Here is a 16,338-nt window from a genome sequence, read left to right on the forward strand (position 1 = left end):
CCTGTTCGACCGGCGTGGAACAAATATTTGTCCCGCATGGGCGAACGCTTTGGCCGCGCGCTGATGGGCTCCGCGTCGATTTCCGCTAAGTCATTGAAAACATTGGTGGGTGTGCACAGGATCGAACTGTGGACCCGCTGATTAAGAGTCAGCTGCTCTACCAACTGAGCTACACACCCACACCACCGGCGTGCCGGTGTTGGCGCGGATATAACGGCAGCTTTCGAACCTGTCCAGCCCCGGATTCCGCATTCTGCACAAGATCGCCGGGTTTTTCTTCACAGCAGGAGTTGGCCCTCGGCAACTTTCACCGCATGGCCGCCGATCCGCGCCGAAATCATCCGGCCACCCTCGACATCAATCTCCAGCCTTATGCGTGACGGGCGGCCCATTTCCACCCCCTGTTCGATCCAAAGGCGCGTCTGCCCCTCGCGCAGCGCGTCGAAATGCATGATCGCACCGGAAAAGGCCGCCGCGGCCGAGCCTGTGGCCGGATCTTCATAAGATGGATTGCCAGGCACGAACATGCGGGCATGAAAGGAACTGTCGTGATGAACGGTGTCGCGCGTATAGACATAGGCGCTCGCCGCCTTGCCGTCCGTGCGCCTCGGGGAAAATTCCAGCCACCCGGAACTGTCAAGCCTGGCGCGCTTTATCGCCTCCAGGTCTGCAACCGGCACCGTCAAATAGGGAACGCCCGCCGACCACAGCCCGACCCGGTGATTCTCGAAGCCGATATCTTGCGGGTCCAGCCCCAGTGCGGCCCCGACAACTTCCGGCTCGATTGCAAGATCTAACTGTCGTGGCAATTCGGGAAGGTCAAATTCGGCAAAGGCGCCTGCCTTGTTGCGGGTAACGGCGCAGCGCACGGGTCCGATGTTTTCTTCCAGCACGAAGATTTCGTCCCTGCTGCCGCTTGTGAGTTCCGCAAGTGCGACGGCGCTGCCGACTGTCGGATGACCGGCAAACGGCATTTCATAGACCGGCGTGAAGATGCGCAGCCTTGCCTTATGCGCCTCATTTTGCGCCGGCATCACGAAAGCTGTTTCCGACAGGTTGAATTCGCGTGCGATGCGCTGCATTGCCGCCGTGTCGAGCCCCTGCGAATCAAGCACCACCGCCAGCGGGTTGCCTGCCATCGGTCTGTCGGCAAACACGTCATAGACCAGATATTTCCTGCCTTTCATTCCCGTATCCCTTGGCCTTGCGCCCGCTGCACGGCGCCAACATGAGCGAAATTTAACTTGTAATCCTGTCCCGCAGGCACGAATTGTCGACCCATAGGGACGTTCGCAGGCATAAGGGGGCCGTCATGGACCAACTTGTCAATCGGCCGGCGACGGAAACTCCAGATTCTGTCAAAGCCGCGCTTGGCCTCAAACAGGATGGCCTTGGCAGCGTTCGGTCGCGCAAATGGCTCCTTGCCTGGCTTGCCCTTGCACTGATCGTCGCTGGCATAGCCTATCTATGGATGGGTCGCTCGGCTGAGACCGTCAATTATATCACCACATCTGCTGAAACCGGCAATCTCACAGTGGAGGTTTCTGCAACCGGCACCTTGCAGCCGCTCACCCAGGTCGACATTTCCAGCGAGTTGTCCGGCGTCGTTCGCTCGGTCGCCGTCAACGAGAACCAACAGGTGCGCAAGGGCGATGTCCTGGCGGCGCTCGATACGACACGCCTGGCCGCCCAGGTCGAGCGCGCCGAAGCATCGGCAGCGGCGGCAAAAGCCAAGGTCACAGACGCCGAGACGACTCTGAAGGAAACCGATCAGGCGCTCGCCCGCGCAAGCCAGTTGTCCACGCGCGGCATGGTCGCCGACCAGACGCTCGAAACCGCCCAGGCAGCCCGCGACCGGGCGCAAAGCGCAGTGGAAAGCGCCAAGGCCAATCTTGCGATTGCAGTGGCCGATCTCAAGCTGCAGCAGGCCGATCTCGACAAGAGCACCATATATGCGCCCATCGATGGCGTCGTGCTGACACGCTCGGTCGATCCGGGCCAGACCGTTGCCTCCTCACTTCAGGCACCGGTGCTGTTCGTCATCGCCGCCGACCTGAAGCAGATGGAACTGAAAGCGGCAATCGACGAGGCCGATATTGGCTCCGTCAGTCCTGGCCAGAAAGCGCGTTTCACCGTCGATGCCTTCCCCGAGCGCAATTTCGATGCCGACATCCGCGACATCGCCTATGCCTCCGTCACCACGGAGGGCGTTGTCACCTATGATGCAAGGCTTGATGTCGACAATACCGAGATGTTGCTGCGCCCCGGCATGACGGCGACCGTTTCCGTCATCACGCGCGAGGTCAAGGATGCGGTATTGGTGCCGAACACGGCCTTCCGCTATCGCCCGCCAGTGGCCGAAACAAGTCGCGGCTGGAGTCTCGAACGCCTGTTCATGCCGCGCATGCGCCGACCGGGCGGCGAGCGGCAGCGCAGAGCAGAGCCAGACGGCACGCGTACCCTCTACGTGCTGAAGAACGGCGCCCCGGAAGCGGTGCGGGTCAAGACCGGCTCCACAGACGGCGAAAGCACCGAGATCATTTCGGGCCTTGCCTCCGGCGACCTCGTCATCACCGGCAGCCGTCAGGCACAAGATTGATCCGTCATGGCGCGCGATCCGCTCATAAGTTTCGACAAGGTCTGGAAGACCTACGGTCAGGGTGAGGCCCAGGTCCATGCGCTTTCCGGCGTCGACATGACCATTGGCCGTGGCGAATTCGTCGCCATCATGGGACCATCCGGTTCCGGCAAATCCACTGCCATGAACATCATCGGCTGCCTCGATACCCCGACCAGCGGCCGCTACGACTTTCTTGGCATCGACGCCGGCCGCCTCGATCGCAACCGCCGCGCCGTACTGCGAAATCTCTATGTCGGCTTCGTCTTCCAGGGCTACAATCTGCTGCCGCGCACCACCGCGGCCGAGAACGTGGAACTGCCGTTGATCTATCGCGGCGCGCCTTCCGGCGAGCGGCATGAACGTGCCATGGAAGCGCTGGAACAGGTCGGCCTCATGGGACGCCAGAACCATACGCCTGCAGAGCTTTCCGGCGGCCAGCAGCAGCGCGTTGCGATTGCCCGCGCGATCGTTACCCGGCCTACCCTGCTGGTCGCCGACGAGCCCACCGGCAATCTCGACACCGCCCGGAGCCATGAGATCATGGAACTGCTGACGACGCTCAATGCCGAACTCGGTCTGACCATTGTCATGGTCACCCATGAAGCCGACATCGCCGCCTATGCCCAGCGCACCATCGGCTTCCTCGACGGTCGCATCGCCTCTGACACGCGCAAGCTTGAGGTCGCGTGATGGTGTGGGAAACGATCCGCCTGGCGCTGCGCTCCATTCGCCGCAATGTATTGCGCTCCTTCCTGACGCTGCTTGGCATCGTCATCGGGGTTGCCGCCGTCATCGCCATGATCACCATCGGCAATGGCACGACGCAGAAGGTGCGCACCGACATTTCCAGCCTCGGCAGCAACCTGCTCGTCGTGCGCGCGGCAAGACCGGATCGGGGCGGCTCCACCTCGTTTACCCCGCGCCAGCTCGACGACAAGGATCTTGACGGCCTGCGCAAGGGATTGACCAATGCCAAGGCTGTCTCGGCGGCATCGCAAAAGAGCGTGCGCGTCGTCTATGCCGCCGGTAACGTCGCTGCCGACGTCACCGGAACCGATACGGATTTCTTCGTCGCCCGCGACTGGAACGCCTCAACCGGGCGCCTGTTTACCGAGCAGGAAGTGCGCGGCGGCGTCAATGTTTGCGTCATCGGCGAAACAGTGCGCCAGCAATTCTTCGGCGCGGGCGACCCCGATGGCCTGACCATTCGCGTTAGCCGGATGGGTTGCAGGGTCATCGGTGTGCTCCAACCCAAGGGCACATCCGGCTTCGGCCAGGATCAGGACAATGTCGTCATGATGCCGTTGCCGACCTTCCAGCGCCGTATCGCCGGCAACCGCAACATCGATGCCATCTATGTCGCCGCCCAGGACGGTGTTTCGACTTCGACGGTGCAGGAGGGCATCGAAACGATCCTGCGCGAGACGCGTCGCATCGCGCCCGAAGCCGACGACAATTTCCAGGTTCGCGACATGACCCAGATCGCCGACGCCATGGCAAGCGCCACGGCGACCATGACCGGCATGCTGGGCGCGGTCGCTGCTGTCAGCCTGCTTGTCGGCGGCATCGGCATCATGAACATCATGCTGGTATCGGTGACGGAGCGGACGCGCGAGATCGGCATCAGGCTCGCTATCGGCGCGCATGAAAAACACATCCTCATCCAGTTCCTTGTCGAGGCGACGGTGCTTTCGCTGCTCGGCGGGTTGATCGGCATTGTGCTCGGCCTGTCGCTCGCCGGTGCCGCCTCGCTTGCGCTGTCGATTCCATTCGCACCCAGCGCTGCCGTGATTTTGCTCGCCGTCGGCTTCTCGGCGCTGATCGGCATGGTCTTTGGCTTCTTCCCTGCGCTTCGCGGCGCGCGGCTCGACCCCATAGACGCGCTCCGGCACGAATAAGCTTATTCGGTGCCCGTGAAATGCCATCTCACAAGCGGCAGCATATGCGGCTTCAAGCCGTCGGGAAGGTCATGGGGACCGCGAATGACGACAGGCCCCTGGATTTCCGGCTCGGGATCGGATGCTACGAAGGCGCTGATTGTTTCGGCCAGTTCGTCCGCGTCCCGATCGAGGAAATAGCGGCGGAAAATCACCGTGCCGCTTTCCAGCGACAAGGCGTGATATCGCTCGTCGCGGCGCGCCCGGCTGATCTCCAGCCCCGTTTCCTCCTCGACCTCGCGTGCCATGTTGAAATCGACATCGACTAACCCATCGCGAAAGTCTGACGGCTCGAAGGAGCCGGCAGCGAAATAGACGCTGCCGGCATTGACCGTGTGCCCGCCCATGCGAATTGCCACCAGCGCATTGTCGCGCGACACCAGCACGGCATGGGCATAGACATGTTCTGCCCGCGCGTGGGATCGGTTGCCGCGCCAATGCATGAAGGTTGCAAAACGCACGGCATGGCAGTTGCCCTCAAGCCTCCCCTGACGATGCGAAAGCGCCGACAGCAACACCACGGTGCCATCGAACAGCGCCGGATTGGCCGCCTTTTCTGCAATCCAGTTGGCTTCGATCGCCTCGCTATTGGCCGTTTCAAAGGGATGCGGAGCCGGGTCGAGCCGGATATCGAGGTGATCCACCGGCAGGATCACATTGCGCGGAATATCGAATTCCATCAAACGCCTATCTTTCTGCAAAACCGCTTCTTCGAGATCATGCCCTGAGGTTGAGCGTGATGGCGACCGGGCAGTGGTCGGAAGCCTTGGGTCGGTCCCAGCCGGCGCGCGGGTAGCGTTCCACCTCCTGCCCCGGTGGGAAAACCGTGCGCCAGGGCTGGCCGCCACGGACGATGTCAGGGATGGAGCCGGTGTTTTCGCGAGCCAATGCCGGCGACAGCAATATGTAATCCAATTGGCACAGATGCCGCTCATCCGGCCCGCGCGTGTGGTAGAGCGTCCAGCGGTCGAGTTCCGGCCGCCGTTCCACGACATTTTCGGCAAAACCGTCAGCCAGCAATATGTCCAGGCAGGAACTCTCCTCGTCCGCAAGCGTGAATGTGTAGCCGCCAAACGCGGTGCCGCCGATGATCACACGCTGCCGATAGTCGTTGAAGTCGCCACAGATCGCCCAGCGCTTGTCGCCGGCATGATCCTTGCCGAAGCGGTCTTCGATGATGCGCCGCACCGCCTGTGCCTCGGCAATGCGGATCGGCATCGTGACATCGCGCCCCGGCACGCCGTCACGTGGGCCGCCCATGGATTTGAAATGGACGCTGTAGATCGTCAGTGGCTTGCCGGCGACCCTTACATCGATTTCCAGGCAGTCGCGGCGAAAGATCCGCTCGAACGGCTCATTGCCGATTGCCGCCAGCTCTGGCGTATGCAGGCCGAGTTCCTCATAGGTGAGATGGGCGTGGCTGGTCATGCGCACGAACTCGATAGGATCTCCGTCAGCCGTCTCGGTGCGCATCATCACGGCTACGTCGATGCCGCGCGTATCATTGCCCGAAGTTGTGTATTTGTGCCGGTAGCCCTGCCCGATCATCTTGAACAGATAGCCATATTCGAAGGCCTTCAGCGCCTCGATATTGTCCACCTCCTGCAGGCACAAAATGTCCGCACGTGTCTCGGCTATGGCCAGTGCCGTCAATTGCCGCATATCGTCTGCGTGAGCGATGGCACGCCCCTGCTCAAGCAGCCTGTATTCCGCCTCGTCCTTGATATCGAACAAGGCCAATGTCCGGTCCTGGTTGAGCTGGTTGCGGTAGCCGGAATAGTCGAACCTGTTCATGAGGTTTTCGACGTTGAAGGTGGCGAGGCGAAGCGACATGACGCCGAGCTTTGCCCGCAAGCGCAGGGAAAAACAAGGGTTCGCCCATCATGTGGCCGAACGCGGAAACATTTTCGTTCATCGCGCGTTCATGCTGTCAGGATCATTCTGGACCTTCTCCTTCGGGCATTCGGGCGACGGGCCGGACTGTTTCGATTTCTGGAGACGAAAATGAAACCGCACTTCTGGTCACTCGCTCGCTCGAGCCTGGTCGCCATGAGTCTGGTTGCCGGCATGGCCACACCTTCGCTTGCGGCTCCGCTGATGCCGATGAACCAGTTCTCATCCCTCACAACACCTGGAATTGGCGCTGAAACCGTTCAGTGGCACCGAGGCCATGGGGGCGGCAACTGGCGCGGAGGCCGTTGGCACGGCAATAACTGGCGCGGCGGCAACTGGCATGGCCGTCACTGGCGGGGCAACAACTGGCGGAGATATGGTCGGCACTACGGCGGGTCGTCCTTCTATTTCGGCCTGGGCCTGCCGTTCTACGGCTTGTATGGCCCTGGCTACGGCTTGTACGGCCCTGGCTACGGCTGGTATGGCCCACGCTACTACGCGCCGCGCCGGTACTACCGGGCCCGTGGCCTGTCACAGGGTCATATCGACTGGTGCTATAGCCGGTATCGCTCCTACCGGGCCTATGACAACACCTTCCAGCCCTATAACGGGCCGCGCCGGCAATGCTATTCGCCCTATGGCTGAAATGAATACGGCTGATGCAAGGCGAGCATCAGCCGTATCTTTCGGAAGTGCCCTCCTCCCAAGCGGGAAAAGGGCGAATTCCAGATTAGTTCTTGGCCTTGTCGACCAGCTTGTTCTTGGCGATCCACGGCATCATGCCGCGCAGCTTTTCGCCGACTTCCTCGATCTGGTGGCTGTCGTTCATGCGCCGGATGCCCTTGAAACGGGCAGCGCCCGAACGGTATTCCTGCATCCATTCGGAAGTGAACTTGCCGGTCTGGATGTCCTTCAGCACCCGCTTCATCTCTGCCTTGGTCTCGGCGGTGATGATGCGCGGGCCGGAGACATATTCGCCCCACTCGGCCGTGTTCGAGATCGAGTAGTTCATGTTGGCGATGCCACCCTCATAGATCAGGTCAACGATCAGCTTCACTTCGTGCAGGCACTCGAAATAGGCCATTTCCGGCGCATAGTCGGCCTCCACCAGCGTCTCGAAGCCGGCGCGGATCAGTTCGACCAGGCCGCCGCACAGCACGACCTGCTCGCCGAACAGGTCGGTCTCGCACTCTTCCTTGAAATTGGTCTCGATGATGCCCGAGCGCCCGCCGCCGACGCCGCAGGCATAGGACAGGCCGAGATCATGCGCATTGCCCGAAGCGTCCTGATGGACGGCGATCAGGCAGGGCACGCCGCCGCCCTTCTGGTATTCGCCGCGAACCGTGTGGCCCGGACCCTTCGGCGCAACCATCAGCACGTCGACGGTCTTCTTCGGCTCGATCAGGCCGAAATGCACGTTGAGCCCATGGGCAAAGGCAATTGCCGCACCGTCACGGATATTGGGCGCAATCTCGTCGCGGTAGATATCGGCCTGCAATTCGTCAGGCGTGGCCATCATCATCAGGTCAGCCCACTTGGCGACCTCGGCTACGCTCATGACCTTGAGGCCATCGGCCTCGACCTTCTTGGCGGTCCCCGAGCCGGCCTTCAGGCCGATGGCGATGTCCTTGACACCCGAATCCTTGAGGTTGAGCGCATGCGCCCTGCCCTGGCTGCCATAGCCGATGATGGCGACCTTCTTGCCCTTGATGAGATTGAGATCGGCATCGCGGTCGTAGTAAACGCGCATTTCCTGGTCCTTCCCTTGCGTGGTTTTAGGGGCGGCATCACATCGCCCCGGTTTGTGCTCCATAAAGAGCGAGAAACTGTCGCGTCGCCTGGGCCGCATCCCGGCCGATCGTCGCGTCAGTCATTTCCAGCCGGTCGCCAAGCAGCAACCGGATTTGCACGTCACGGGCGACAAGCCCGAAGAAAGTCCTGAACGCATCCTCCGCCTCCTCGAATGCAAGCAGGCCCTTGTCCTGACCGGCCAGCAGAACGGGCTTCAGGCGCCGTCCCATGGCCAGGCGGCCATTTTCCAGCACGATTGCGCCCAAATCCCGTTTATCGCTACCGGCATGCGCTACCGCAACGCGATTGAGCGCAATCGAGGTCTCGCTTGAAATCACGCTGAGCCAATCGGAAGCGAAGCGCTCCAGGCTCGCGGTCAGCGACGCCATGTCGAGCCTCTCACGATCGACCGAGGCAACACGTACCTTGGAGGCTTGCCACTGCACCGTCGCGGTCAGCAGGCCGTCACGGTCACCGAACCATTTATACAGCGTCTCCTTCGAGCAGCTCGCCCGCCGGGCAACCGCCGTCATGGTCAGCCTGTCGCCCTCCTCGACCAGAAGCCGCAGAACCGCGTTGAGCACGTCCTTCTGGCGCTCGGTCAATTCGGCGCTGGCCTCGCCGCCTTGCACAGGCGGCGCTTGTTCCAAGTGCTGGGTCAGGTGATCCGACAAATTTCCTCTCGTGCCGTACCGTACGTTACGGTTCTTAGCCATCAATGCCGAAATGCGCCGCACATTGCAAGCCTCATTTCCCAGTATCCATCCTGAGCCTAGACGGCTACCTGCGTGCCGATCTCGATCACCCTGCCGGTCGGTATCTGGAAATATTCGGTCGCATCGGCGGCGGTGCGGGCAAGGCCGATGAACAGCCGGTCCTGCCACAGCGGCATCCCGGAATTCGGCGAGGCCTTCAGCGAACGCCGCGACAGGAAGAAGGAGGTCGTCATGATGTCGAATTTCCAGCCCTGCTTGCGGCAGATCGCCAGCGCCTTGGGAATATTGGGATGCTCCATATAGCCGAAGGTCAGTGTCACGCGCATGAACAGGTCGTTCAGCGTCTCCATCTTCACCCGCTCCTCAACCGACACATTTGGCTGGCGCGCAGTGACGACGGACAGGATCACATTGTTCTCGTGCAGCACCTTGTAGTGCTTGAGGCTGTGCATCAGCGAGGTCGGCGCGCTTTGTGGATCGCTGGTCAGGAACACCGCCGTACCGGGGACCAGATGAGGCGGCTTGTCGACAAGGTTGGTAGCCAGGAAATCGAGCGGCACCTCGCTCTTGCGGGTCTTTTCGAACAAAAGCCGGCTGCCGCGCACCCACGTCGTCATCGCCAGCATGACGACGCCCGCGACCAGCAGCGAGGCCCAGCCGCCATCGAGAACCTTGACGATGTTGGAGACAAAGAAGCCGACATCGATGATGCCGAACAAGGTAATCAGCACGATCACCCGCGCAAGCGACCATTTCCAGATCCGCAGCATCACCACCGACAGCAGCACCGTGGTCATCAGCATGTTGCCGGTCACCGAGATGCCGTAGGCGGAGGCCAGGTCGCTCGATTGCTGGAAGCCGACGACCAGCAGCATGACGCAGATGGCCAGCAGCATGTTGATGCGCGGCATGTAGATCTGGCCGGACTGGGTCTCGGACGTATGCTGGATCTCCAGCCGCGGCAGCAGGTTGAGCTGCACCGCCTGCCGGGTCAGCGAATAAGCGCCCGAGATCACCGCCTGGCTGGCGATTACCGTCGCTGCCGTCGCCAGCACCACCATCGGCACCAGCGTCCAGCCTTCGTTCATTTCAAAAAACGGGTGCCCGATCCGCCCGTCGTTGGCCAGCACATAGGCGCCCTGACCGAAATAATTGAGCAGCAGGCAGGGGAAGACGATCGACAGCCAGGCAAGCACGATCGGCCGACGCCCGAAATGGCCGAGATCGGCATAAAGCGCCTCGGCCCCGGTCACCGCCAGAAAAATCGCACCGACCGTCACAAAGGCAACGCCGGGAGCTTGGCTCAGGAAGGAAATGATATGGATCGGATTGAGCGCGGCCAGGATGGAAGGCGCATCGGCGATGTGGATCAGGCCGGATATGCCTATGGCCAGGAACCAGGCGGCGGTGATCGGCCCGAAGACCGCCGCAACCCGCCCGCTACCAAAACGCTGCACGGCAAACAGCACGGCAAGTATGACAAGCGTTAGCGGAACCACATAGGGTTCGAAGGTGGGCGTGACGACCCTCATTCCCTCCACTGCGGATAGTACCGAAATTGCCGGGGTAATGACGGCATCGCCGAAAAACAGCGCCGCGCCGCAGATGCCGACGCCGAGAATGAACAACGAGGGCTTTTGAAAGCTGCCCTGTGCGAGCGCCATCAGCGACAGCGTACCGCCCTCGCCCCTGTTGTCGGCCCGCAGCACGAACAGGATGTATTTGATCGTGACGATGATGGTCAGCGCCCAGATGATCAGCGAAAGCACACCCAACACTGCCTCTGGCGAGGCCACGCCATCGCCTGATGCTGCCACCAGCGCCTCGCGGAAGGCATAGATCGGACTGGTGCCGATATCGCCATAGACGACACCGAGAGCACCCAGCATGAGCACCTTGGTATTTTGGGAGGCCACATCCATTGGCCTGGGCTGCTGCAAAAACTCCGCTTCGGGGCCAGATGTGGCTTGCGGCATTTCGGCGACTCCAAATGAGGCGCGGTGCTCTACTCCTGTTGCAGTGCAATAGCAACCCGTCGTCTGGCGACAACTCTCCTGCCATATGACGACATGGCGAGCCTACCAGCCGCAAGCGGCCAGAAATCGCCGCACAGTTCCGGCCATGCCATGCACCAGCGCGTCGGCAGTCAGGCCATGACCGATCGAAACTTCAGCCAGTTCAGGAATGCGCGCAACAAGTGGCGGCAGATTGGACACCACAAGGTCATGCCCTGCATTTACCGCGAGCCCGGCGGCAAAGGCGGCGTCAGCCGCTTTTACCAGTTTTTCCAATTCCTTGCGCGCTTTTTCGGAATCCGAATGGCAACTGCCATAAGGCCCCGTATAGAGCTCCACCCGGTCGGTTCCGGTGTCGCGCGCAGCTGGCATTTGCGCGGGATCGGGATCGGAAAACAGCGAGACCCGAAATCCGCTGCGCTTCAACCTTCCGACCGTTGCCTTGAGAAAGGCCGCGTGTTCGACAAAATCCCAGCCGTGGTCCGATGTCGCCTGCGCCGGATCGTCCGGCACCAGCGTCACCTGATCGGGCTGGTGCTTTTCCACCAGTTGCAGAAATTCTTCGGTGGGGTAGCCTTCGATATTGAACTCGGCGTCCGGAAATTCGTCGTCGATCAGCGCCCTGATTTCAGGCAGATCGGAAAAGCGCGTATGGCGCTCGTCCGGGCGCGGATGTACCGTAAGCCCATGCGCACCTGCCGCCAAGGCGATGCGGCCCAGCCCTGTCACGCTCGGCCAAGGCAGGTCACGGCGATTGCGCAGCATGGCGACCGCGTTAAGATTTACGGACAGCTTGGCAGGCATGGGCAAGGCCTCGTTTCAAGACAGCAACGACATTCAGCAAACCCTATAACGCCTCTGGCAGGAACAGACAGGCTTATTCATGTGTTCCAGTCAAATCTTCCTGGAGGGAAAACCTCATGAACCCGCTTGAAGCCGTACCGGCAATTCGCCGCATCGAAACCGACAAAGACGATCTGTGCGCGCTGGAAATCGTCGGTCATTTCACTGCAGCCGATCTGGAAAACGCCTATGGCCTGCTGCAAGGGGCCTATACCGAGCACGAAAAGATCGATCTCCTGCTGCGCATAACCCACTATGACGGCTTCGACTGGGGTTCCGCCTTCACCGAAGCAACGATTCGCGGCAAGACCCAGGCGTTGCGCCATATCCGCAAATATGCGGTTGTCGGCGGGCCGGGCTGGATGCGGATCATGATCGGTATTTTCGGCCCGCTGACCTCCGTCGAGACCCGCCATTTCGACGCCGATGAAGAGGAAAAAGCATGGCATTGGGTCGGCGGCAAACCGGCATGAGGCTGGTGGGTAGCGCCAATTCTCCTTTCGATAGAGGAAGCTACGCCTTATTTGGTAGACGCATTTCACCCATCAATATTGTCGCATCATCGCCTCGGACTTAAACTTGGCGCACCGGTAGATGCGGCCCTCAATGGCCCCGGGCCGGACATCATGCACATTGGTTTCACCGCTTGGGAGAACAGCCATGAAACGGCTTTCGATGACTGCTGCCGTGTTGGCGGCGGGCAGCCTGTTTGCGCCGTTTGGAGCAAACGCGGATGATGCTGCCTTGATCAAAAGTGCCGAATCCGCCGCGCCCGCCGCAGTCGGCGCAGGCGCGACCATCTACGCCATGGAGAAAGACGGCAAGATGCGCACGCTGCGCGAGGGCAAGAACGGGTTCTGGTGCATGCCCGACAACACCGAGACGCCCGGCCCCGATCCGATGTGCGGCGACGCCAATTCGATGGAATGGGCCATGGCGTGGATCGGCAAGAAGGACCCGCCCAAGGGCAAGGTCGGCTTCATGTATATGCTTTCGGGCGGCACGGATGGCAGCAACACCGACCCCTACGCCACTAAGCCGGAGGCAGGCAATAACTGGATCGAAACCGGCCCGCATGTCATGATCGTGAATGCGATGGACCTTATGACGGGCTATCCGACCGAGGCCAAGCCGGACACCAAGCAGCCCTATGTCATGTGGCCGGGCACGCCCTATGCGCATCTGATGATTCCGGTCGAATAGCGGGCCGGAACCTGCCTCAGGGGCTGGCTATGGCCAGGGCATCAGACCGAAAAGTGGAATCCGGTTTTCGGATTATTCCGATGCCCGGTCACAGCGTTGGAGGGTCTTTGCACCTGTTGGGCGCACAGCGCTTCAACGCACGATCGTCAGCCGCTCGGCCGCGCGCGTGATCGCCGTGTAGAGCCAGCGCTGGCGGGTATCCTTGAAGGCGTAGCTTTCGTCAAACAGGACGATATCGTTCCACTGCGAACCCTGCGCCTTGTGCACGGTCAGCGCATAGCCATAGTCGAAATCGTCGAAGCGCTTCTTCTGCTGCCACGAGATTTCGGCATCCGGATCCTCGAACGCGGCCTTGAGCAGCTTGATCTTGGCCACGCCCCGGTCCGGATCGTCCTCCTCCGGCGAGACCAGCAGGTTGATACCCGGCTTCACCGTCTCGCGCGACGAGGTCATGACCTTCCACAGGGAACCGTTCAGCAAGCCCTTGGACGGATCGTTGCGCAGGCACACCAGCTTGTCTCCGGCCTGCGGGTAGCTGGCCGTGAACCCCTTCAATTCCCGTAGCCGCTGATTGTAGCGCTTGCGCGTCCTGTTGGTGCCGACCAACACCTGGTCGGCTTGCAGCACCAGTTCCTGCGTCACCTCCTCCTTGCCGATCACCCTGGCCGTGCCGTAGTCGCCGCGCATGAATTCGCGGCCCTCGCGAACGTCGAGCGCCAGGCGGATGATCGGGTTGTCGCGCGCCTGCCGGTGAATTTCGGTAAGCAGATAGTCGGGCTCATGCTCGGTGAAGAAACCGCCGCCGGAAATCGGCGGCAACTGGCCCGGATCGCCCAGCACCAGGATCGGCGTCCCGAAGGAAAGGAGGTCGCGCCCGAGCGCCTCGTCCACCATCGAGCATTCGTCGATGATGACCAGCGCCGCCTTGGAGATCGGGCTCTGCCGGTTGAGCGAGAATGTCGGCGACATCGAGGTCTTGCCGGTCGCCTCGTCCTCCACCGCCTCCTCGCCCCGCGGCCGGTAAATCAGAGAATGGATCGTGCGGGCATTCAGCGCGCCCTTGGAGCGAAGCACCTGGGCTGCCTTGCCGGTAAAGGCGGCGAATTGCACCTGTCCGTCCACGTGCTCGGCGAAATAGCGCGCCAGCGTCGTCTTGCCGGTGCCGGCGTAGCCGAACAACCTAAAAACCTGCGGCCTTCCGGTCTTCAGCCAGCGTGCCACCGCCTGCAGCGCTTCATCTTGTTGAGGTGAAAATTCCATGGCTCCGACAGACAGGATTCGCGCCGGAAGGGCAAGGCGTTGTGTCCAGGCTGGGGATACTGGCTCACCTACAACGAGAACACAAGAGGAACATCCCTAATATCCCCCGAAGGGCCACGCTTGACAGCGCCCGCGCGATGCCATGTCATGGAGCTTCGTCGCCAGAATTGCCTGCGCTCTATCGCACCGGAACAACCCGAACTCCGGAGGGCTCTCATGTCGATCTATCTTTTGGCCCTGCTTATCGGCGTTGTCGCCGGCCTGCGCGCGATGACTGCACCGGCCGCGGTCAGTTGGGCCGCCTATCTCGACTGGCTGCCGCTGGAAAACAGCTGGGCGGCATTCATGGGCTATCGCTTCACGCCCTATGTCTTCACCGCTCTGGCCCTTGTCGAACTCATCGCCGACCAATTACCGAGCACGCCAAGCCGCAAGGTGCCGCAGCAATTCGGCGCACGCATCGTCAGCGGTGCGTTCTGTGGTGCGATCATCGGCACCACCGCCGGCGCATGGATCGGCGGATTGATAGCTGGTGCTGTCGGCGCAATAATCGGCACGCTGGGGGGCTATGAGGCGCGCAAACGGCTGGTCATGGCAACCGGCGGCAAGGATTTCCCGATCGCCATCCTGGAAGATGCCGTCGCTATCACCGGCGCACTTCTCATAGTGTCGGCAGTCGCATGAGCAGGCGCTTCGACGCCATCATCATCGGCGCCGGCCAGGCCGGTCCGCCGCTTGCCGGCCGCCTCACCGAAGCGGGCATGACCGTCGCATTGATCGAGCGCAAACTGTTCGGCGGCACCTGCGTCAACACCGGCTGCACGCCCACCAAGACACTGGTTGCCAGCGCCTATGCCGCACATTTAGCGCGCCGCGCCGCCGATTATGGCGTCACCATCGGCGGTCGGGTCGGCGTCGACATGAAGGTGGTGAAGGCACGCATGGATGCGGTTTCAGGCCGCAGCCGCCAGAATGTCGAAAGCTGGCTGAAGGGCATGGACAAATGCACCGTCTTCAAAGGCCATGCCCGCTTCTGCTCCCCGCGGGAAATCATTGTCGGTGATGAAGTCCTCATCTCCGAACGCATCTTCCTCAATGTCGGTGGCCGTGCCGCCGTGCCTGACCTGCCCGGGATCGACCGGGTGAAATTCTTCACCAACAGTTCGATACTCGAACTCGACACGCTGCCGCCGCATCTGGTCATTGTCGGGGGCAGCTATATCGGACTGGAATTCGCCCAGATCTATCGCCGCTTCGGCAGCGAAGTCACGATCGTCGAGAAAGGCCCGCGGCTGATCGGCCGCGAGGACCGGGAGATTTCCGAGGCAATTCGAGAGATTCTCGAAAATGAAGGCATAAAAATCCGGCTCGATGCCGAATGCATCAGTTTCACGCCGAAAGGCTCACAGATCGGGGTGGGCGTAGAATGCAGCACCGACGAGCCAGAAGTCCTCGGCTCACATGTGCTGCTGGCCGTTGGCCGGGGTCCGAACACCGACGATCTCGACCTCGACAAGGCCGGTCTCGAAACCGACAAGCGCGGTTATATCAGCGTTGACGATCAACTGCGCACCAATGTTCCTGGCATCTGGGCGCTTGGCGATTGCAATGGGCGCGGCGCCTTCACCCACACCTCCTATAATGATTTCGAGATTGTCGCAGCCAATCTTCTCGACAATGATCCGCGCCGCGTCAGTGATCGGACCATGGCCTATGCGCTTTATATCGACCCGCCGCTGGGCCGGGTCGGGATGAGCGAGGCCGAGGCGAGAAAATCAGGCAAGCGGGTTCTCGTCGGCACGCGGCCGATGAGCCGTGTCAGCCGCGCCATCGAAAAAGGCGAGACGCAAGGCCTGATGAAAGTGCTGGTCGATGCTGACAGCAAGGCGATCCTCGGCGCTGCCATTCTCGGCACCGGCGGCGACGAGGCCATCCACGGCATCATCGACATTATCCATGCCAAAGCGCCCTACACGGCAATCCAGCGCGCCATGCCTATCCACCCGACCGTTTCGGAACTGATCCCGACCGTGCTTGGCGAGTTGAAGCCGCTGGCCTGA

16 protein-coding genes and 1 tRNA gene are annotated in these 16,338 nt (G+C 61.4%); 8 read left to right on the forward strand and 9 right to left on the reverse strand.

Annotation, left to right across the window (positions count from 1 at the left end; all coding sequences use genetic code 11):
* Positions 1-103 precede the first annotated feature (103 nt).
* Together EET67_RS09865 and EET67_RS09870 are read right to left on the reverse strand one after the other, a co-directional pair.
* A tRNA-Lys gene (locus EET67_RS09865) sits at positions 104-179 on the reverse strand.
* 99 nt (positions 180-278) lie between these two features.
* On the reverse strand, positions 279-1,187 hold the full coding sequence (locus EET67_RS09870; RefSeq protein ID WP_128625958.1) for a PhzF family phenazine biosynthesis protein: 909 nt from the start codon (positions 1,185-1,187) through the stop codon (positions 279-281).
* A gap of 125 nt (positions 1,188-1,312) precedes the next feature.
* Here EET67_RS09870 and EET67_RS09875 point away from each other — a divergent pair, with 125 nt between their 5' ends.
* The 3 genes from EET67_RS09875 to EET67_RS09885 are packed head-to-tail and all read left to right on the forward strand — an operon-like array spanning position 1,313 to position 4,518.
* On the forward strand, positions 1,313-2,599 hold the full coding sequence (locus EET67_RS09875; RefSeq protein ID WP_128625959.1) for an efflux RND transporter periplasmic adaptor subunit: 1,287 nt from the start codon (positions 1,313-1,315) through the stop codon (positions 2,597-2,599).
* A gap of 6 nt (positions 2,600-2,605) precedes the next feature.
* Positions 2,606-3,310 carry an ABC transporter ATP-binding protein gene (locus EET67_RS09880; RefSeq protein WP_128625960.1) on the forward strand — a complete coding sequence of 235 codons (705 nt, stop codon included), beginning with the start codon at positions 2,606-2,608 and terminating at the stop codon, positions 3,308-3,310.
* Entirely contained in the window at positions 3,310-4,518 is a 1,209-nt protein-coding gene (locus EET67_RS09885) for an ABC transporter permease (RefSeq protein ID WP_128625961.1), read from the forward strand. The genes EET67_RS09880 and EET67_RS09885 overlap by 1 nt, the downstream gene beginning before the upstream one ends.
* 2 nt (positions 4,519-4,520) lie before the next feature.
* Here the strand turns inward: EET67_RS09885 and EET67_RS09890 are convergent, their stop codons facing one another.
* The gene (locus EET67_RS09890) at positions 4,521-5,237 is read right to left on the reverse strand and encodes a hypothetical protein (protein ID WP_128625962.1); all 717 of its coding nucleotides are present in this window, start codon (positions 5,235-5,237) and stop codon (positions 4,521-4,523) included.
* 37 nt (positions 5,238-5,274) lie between these two features.
* Positions 5,275-6,390, reverse strand: a complete 1,116-nt coding sequence (locus EET67_RS09895) for an endonuclease/exonuclease/phosphatase family protein (protein WP_128625963.1) — start codon at positions 6,388-6,390, stop codon at positions 5,275-5,277.
* Between the two features lie 171 nt (positions 6,391-6,561).
* Here EET67_RS09895 and EET67_RS09900 point away from each other — a divergent pair, with 171 nt between their 5' ends.
* Positions 6,562-7,095, forward strand: a complete 534-nt coding sequence (locus tag EET67_RS09900; protein WP_128625964.1) for a BA14K family protein — start codon at positions 6,562-6,564, stop codon at positions 7,093-7,095.
* Positions 7,096-7,180: 85 nt separating this feature from the next.
* On the opposite strand, the gene ilvC is transcribed toward EET67_RS09900, so the two are convergent.
* The 4 genes from ilvC to EET67_RS09920 all read right to left on the reverse strand — a co-directional run bounded on the left by ilvC (position 7,181) and on the right by EET67_RS09920 (position 11,776).
* Complete coding sequence (gene ilvC, locus EET67_RS09905; RefSeq protein ID WP_128625965.1) at positions 7,181-8,200, reverse strand: ketol-acid reductoisomerase; 1,020 nt, start codon at positions 8,198-8,200, stop codon at positions 7,181-7,183.
* A 37-nt stretch (positions 8,201-8,237) separates the two neighbouring features.
* Positions 8,238-8,873 (reverse strand): TetR/AcrR family transcriptional regulator C-terminal domain-containing protein, encoded by a 636-nt coding sequence (locus EET67_RS09910; RefSeq protein WP_128626166.1) that lies wholly within the window; start codon positions 8,871-8,873, stop codon positions 8,238-8,240.
* Positions 8,874-9,013: 140 nt separating this feature from the next.
* Entirely contained in the window at positions 9,014-10,879 is a 1,866-nt protein-coding gene (locus EET67_RS09915) for a potassium transporter Kup (RefSeq protein WP_245450836.1), read from the reverse strand.
* A gap of 156 nt (positions 10,880-11,035) precedes the next feature.
* Positions 11,036-11,776: a pyridoxine 5'-phosphate synthase gene (locus EET67_RS09920; RefSeq protein ID WP_128625967.1), complete on the reverse strand. Its 741-nt coding sequence runs from the start codon at positions 11,774-11,776 to the stop codon at positions 11,036-11,038.
* 116 nt (positions 11,777-11,892) lie between these two features.
* Here EET67_RS09920 and EET67_RS09925 point away from each other — a divergent pair, with 116 nt between their 5' ends.
* The gene (locus EET67_RS09925; protein ID WP_128625968.1) at positions 11,893-12,288 is read left to right on the forward strand and encodes a SpoIIAA family protein; all 396 of its coding nucleotides are present in this window, start codon (positions 11,893-11,895) and stop codon (positions 12,286-12,288) included.
* A gap of 187 nt (positions 12,289-12,475) precedes the next feature.
* The gene (locus tag EET67_RS09930) at positions 12,476-13,018 is read left to right on the forward strand and encodes a hypothetical protein (RefSeq protein ID WP_128625969.1); all 543 of its coding nucleotides are present in this window, start codon (positions 12,476-12,478) and stop codon (positions 13,016-13,018) included.
* 132 nt (positions 13,019-13,150) lie between these two features.
* Here the strand turns inward: EET67_RS09930 and EET67_RS09935 are convergent, their stop codons facing one another.
* Positions 13,151-14,278, reverse strand: coding sequence for an ATP-dependent DNA helicase (locus EET67_RS09935; RefSeq protein WP_128625970.1), 1,128 nt, complete (start codon positions 14,276-14,278; stop codon positions 13,151-13,153).
* A gap of 216 nt (positions 14,279-14,494) precedes the next feature.
* Between EET67_RS09935 and EET67_RS09940 the strand changes: the two genes are divergently transcribed.
* On the forward strand, positions 14,495-14,962 hold the full coding sequence (locus tag EET67_RS09940) for a DUF4126 family protein (protein ID WP_128625971.1): 468 nt from the start codon (positions 14,495-14,497) through the stop codon (positions 14,960-14,962).
* Positions 14,959-16,338 (forward strand): FAD-containing oxidoreductase, encoded by a 1,380-nt coding sequence (locus tag EET67_RS09945; RefSeq protein WP_128625972.1) that lies wholly within the window; start codon positions 14,959-14,961, stop codon positions 16,336-16,338. The genes EET67_RS09940 and EET67_RS09945 overlap by 4 nt, the downstream gene beginning before the upstream one ends.

The sequence above is a fragment of the Borborobacter arsenicus genome, assembly GCF_003934165.1.
Classification (GTDB): domain Bacteria; phylum Pseudomonadota; class Alphaproteobacteria; order Rhizobiales; family Rhizobiaceae; genus Pseudaminobacter; species Pseudaminobacter arsenicus.

Coding starts and splice junctions, on each gene's coding strand:
- EET67_RS09870 (WP_128625958.1), bottom strand. CDS start 1,187: ATGAAAGGCAGGAAATATCTGGTCTATGACGTGTTTGCCGACAGACCG.
- EET67_RS09875 (WP_128625959.1), top strand. CDS start 1,313: ATGGACCAACTTGTCAATCGGCCGGCGACGGAAACTCCAGATTCTGTC.
- EET67_RS09880 (WP_128625960.1), top strand. CDS start 2,606: ATGGCGCGCGATCCGCTCATAAGTTTCGACAAGGTCTGGAAGACCTAC.
- EET67_RS09885 (WP_128625961.1), top strand. CDS start 3,310: ATGGTGTGGGAAACGATCCGCCTGGCGCTGCGCTCCATTCGCCGCAAT.
- EET67_RS09890 (WP_128625962.1), bottom strand. CDS start 5,237: ATGGAATTCGATATTCCGCGCAATGTGATCCTGCCGGTGGATCACCTC.
- EET67_RS09895 (WP_128625963.1), bottom strand. CDS start 6,390: ATGTCGCTTCGCCTCGCCACCTTCAACGTCGAAAACCTCATGAACAGG.
- EET67_RS09900 (WP_128625964.1), top strand. CDS start 6,562: ATGAAACCGCACTTCTGGTCACTCGCTCGCTCGAGCCTGGTCGCCATG.
- ilvC (WP_128625965.1), bottom strand. CDS start 8,200: ATGCGCGTTTACTACGACCGCGATGCCGATCTCAATCTCATCAAGGGC.
- EET67_RS09915 (WP_245450836.1), bottom strand. CDS start 10,879: ATGGATGTGGCCTCCCAAAATACCAAGGTGCTCATGCTGGGTGCTCTC.
- EET67_RS09920 (WP_128625967.1), bottom strand. CDS start 11,776: ATGCCTGCCAAGCTGTCCGTAAATCTTAACGCGGTCGCCATGCTGCGC.
- EET67_RS09925 (WP_128625968.1), top strand. CDS start 11,893: ATGAACCCGCTTGAAGCCGTACCGGCAATTCGCCGCATCGAAACCGAC.
- EET67_RS09930 (WP_128625969.1), top strand. CDS start 12,476: ATGAAACGGCTTTCGATGACTGCTGCCGTGTTGGCGGCGGGCAGCCTG.
- EET67_RS09935 (WP_128625970.1), bottom strand. CDS start 14,278: ATGGAATTTTCACCTCAACAAGATGAAGCGCTGCAGGCGGTGGCACGC.
- EET67_RS09940 (WP_128625971.1), top strand. CDS start 14,495: ATGTCGATCTATCTTTTGGCCCTGCTTATCGGCGTTGTCGCCGGCCTG.
- EET67_RS09945 (WP_128625972.1), top strand. CDS start 14,959: ATGAGCAGGCGCTTCGACGCCATCATCATCGGCGCCGGCCAGGCCGGT.